We start from the raw sequence: 3,268 nt of genomic DNA, 5'->3' as shown, positions 1-3,268 counted from the left end.
ATTGAGTTTATTTTAATGGGTGGTCATGGTGGCATTTCGGTTAGCGCTAATGTTGCACCTAAAGAATTGTCGCAAGCTTATCAAGCGGCATTTGACAGTAACAAAGCATTAGCAGAAGAGCTTGATGTACCGTTGAGAGGATTGCATCAAAATTTATTTATTGAGTCTAATCCAATTCCGGTTAAGTGGGCAATGCATAAAATGGGCAAGTGTGAAAGCGGTATTCGCTTGCCGTTAACAATATTATCACAACAAGCTCAAGCAATACTAGAGCAAGATTTATCTAATTTGGGGGTTATGTAGCATGGTTAAAACAGCAGTATTGACGATTTTATCGTTATCTTTGACAGGGTGTTTTTCTTTCGATGAGAAAGAGGAGGTAAAGCAAGCTAGCCTAGGTGAAAGAGATATTAAGTATTATTCAAATAAAACAGTTACCTCGTTAGAGATTCCGCCGGATTTAACCAAGCCAAGCTCACAAAATGCGTTTAAATTAAGTGAGTATGTTTCAAACATTCAAGAAGATACAGTCAGTTTTTCTGAGAAAGATAATGCCATCAAAGAGGCGTCAAGCATCTTAAGAACATCTTCTAATGTGATTGTTAAGCGCTCAGGTGAGCGTCGCTGGTTAGTGGTTGATAAAAAACCAGACGATGTTTGGAATTTATCTAAGAGCTTTTTTAAGTCGCACGGGTTTGCGATTAAAAAAACCAATAAAAAAATTGGCTTAATGGAAACAGATTTTTTAGAAAATCATCCTGAAATTCCTGATCGTTCTTTAGGTGTTATTCGTTCAATGCTTAAGAAGGCTATTGCGGCAAGATACGCACTGCCAATTGTTGATAAATACCGTATTCGCATCGAGCCAACTCAAGAAACTGGAAAGACAGCGGTTTATTTGTCGCTCAATTCTATGGAAGAGGTGCTAACCAAAGCAGGCAAAGATGATGAAAATACTATTTGGCAGTCTCGCCCTAAAGACCAAGCATTAGAAACAGAAATGTTGTACCGACTAATGACTTTCTTGGGTAGTGATCATGCAGTTGCTAGAGAAAAAATCCTTAAAGCCAAAGAAGAGCAAAAGTTAACGGTAGAAGTTGCTAAAAGTGTTGGCGGCTATGCAAAGCTAGTGTTCTCTTTAGGTCAGTACGACACTTGGGATAACATGGGTTGGGCACTTGATCAGTTAAACATTGATGTTGAAGATAAAGATATCAAAGAGAGTAGTTTCTACATTAACGTCGCCAGAAATGAAGACAAAGGTATTTGGTCACGTATGTTTGGTGATGATGCGATTAAAAAATCATTCCAAATTAGTGTAAAGCAAATTGATACAAATACAACTGAAGTTTACTTTAACGATCTTTCTGAAGAAAACGAACAGGCAACCATTGACTTTAGTTATGAGTTCTTGGGTGATATTGCCAAGCAGTTCTAAGTAACGTGTCATGCGCTTGTCGCAAGACTTAGTTCAAAGCATCATTCAACAGGATATTCTGTTGAATGATTTGTCAGATCAAGAGTTAGCTGAGTTTTGCCAACAGGCGAATGCCGCCTATCGAGATGGCAATCCTATTATTAGCGATCAGGATTATGATTTTATCTATTTGGCCGAGCTCAACAAGCGACTACCTCAGCATCCGCTACTACAATCAATAGAGCCTGAAGGGCAAGGTTTTTCTGATGAAAAAGTACTGTTGCCAGAGATTATGCTGTCAACTGATAAAGCTTATTCTTGGGCTGAAATTAGTAAGTGGATAGAGCGTGTTGAAAAAGCTTGTATTGAGATTGGTATAGACATCACAACGCTTAGCATTAAAGCCACACCTAAGCTAGATGGTTTTGCTGGATATGATGATGGTCAGCATCTTTACACACGAGGAGATGGCAAAAAAGGCAGTAATATTACTCGAGTATTTGATCGAGGTTTGCAAGTTTTCAATCTGTCTGATCGAGGCCAAGGTGCGGGTGAGATTGTCGTTAAAAAAAGCTACTTTGAGCAATATCTGTCCAGTGATTTTGAATATCCGCGAAATTTTCAAGCCAGTCTTATTAAAGAAAAATCCTTAGATAAAAAAGCGCAACAAGCCATTAATGATCAAGCAGCGTTGTTTGTGCCATTTGCTCAATTGCCCACTTGGCAAGGAGATGTTAACGAGCTGACAAATAATTTTGAAAGCATTGTTACTAAAGTTTCATCCTCGGTGGATTTTGATGTGGATGGGGTGGTTTTTGAGCTAACTGATTCGCTAGTTAAACAGCACATGGGTGCAAATCGAAAATTCCATCGCTGGCAGATTGCCTTTAAAGAAAATAAAGACAAGGCCCAAGTTAAAGTGTTGGGTGTAACGCCTCAAGTGGGCCGGACAGGAAAAATCACCCCTGTTGCAGAACTCGAACCTACCCAGTTAAGTGGTGCTACTATTGTCAGAGCAACCGGACACCATTACGGACTGGTTAAAGATCAAGGATTGGGCATAGGTAGCATTATTGAATTAACCCGATCAGGTCTAGTTATTCCAAAAATTAACAAAGTACTGAAGCCGGCTGCTATTGATATTCCCAATAGCTGCCCAAGTTGCCATTCAGTATTAGAGTGGCAGGCTGACTTTTTGATGTGTGTTAATCATCAAAAATGTCCAGCTCAAATTATTGGAAAAATGGAGTACTTCTTCAAAATTCTGGCTAATAATGATGGTTTTGGTATTGCGACCATTGAAAAACTTTATGATAATGGTATTTGTAAAATTTCTCAAATTTATGCCTTAAATCAGTCTGACTTTATGGATATGGGTTTTGGTGAAAAAACCAGCACCAACCTAATTACTCAACTGCAACGCTCAACCACAGAGCAAATTGAGGATTGGCGATTTTTGGCTGCTTTTGGTGTTAATAGAATGGGTACGGGAAATTGTGAAAATTTATTGAGATCGTATACTATTAAAGATATTTTTACATTGGAAAAAACCCAAATTGCCAACATTGATGGCTTTGCTGAATTAACCGCAGCACTAATTGTTGACGGATTGAGTAATATCAAAGAGGAATTTGACAGATTATTTCACTTTCAATTTAATTTAGAATTAACACGATTATCTATTGATGATAGCAGTGCTTTACATGCGTTAAGTGGTAAGAAAATTGTCTTTACAGGGAAAATGCAAGGCTCGAGAGAGATGATGAAGAAAAATGCCAAAAATTTAGGTATTCAAATTGCATCCAGTGTCACTGGTAAAACAGATTATTTAGTAATTGGTGATAAAGTTGG

The 3,268-nt window shown here is 38.1% G+C and carries 3 protein-coding genes; all 3 read left to right on the top strand.

All coding sequences use genetic code 11. The features are described from left to right. A partial coding sequence (locus PSN35_RS06750; protein ID WP_300031245.1) for a dihydrodipicolinate synthase family protein occupies window positions 1–303 on the top strand: 303 nt, incomplete at its 5' end. 1 nt (window position 304) lies between these two features. Continuing rightward, window positions 305–1,438: an outer membrane protein assembly factor BamC gene (gene bamC / locus PSN35_RS06745; protein WP_300031242.1), complete on the top strand. Its 1,134-nt coding sequence runs from the start codon at window positions 305–307 to the stop codon at window positions 1,436–1,438. A 10-nt stretch (window positions 1,439–1,448) separates the two neighbouring features. Continuing rightward, window positions 1,449–3,268, top strand: a 1,820-nt coding sequence (locus PSN35_RS06740; RefSeq protein WP_300031239.1) for a helix-hairpin-helix domain-containing protein, incomplete at its 3' end; no start/stop codon positions are given.

It is taken from the genome of Candidatus Thioglobus sp. (assembly GCF_028599055.1).
Lineage (GTDB): Bacteria > Pseudomonadota > Gammaproteobacteria > PS1 > Pseudothioglobaceae > Thioglobus_A.
The sequence above is the reverse complement of the archived record's forward strand: the minus strand, read 5'-3'. Positions and strand labels throughout refer to the sequence as shown.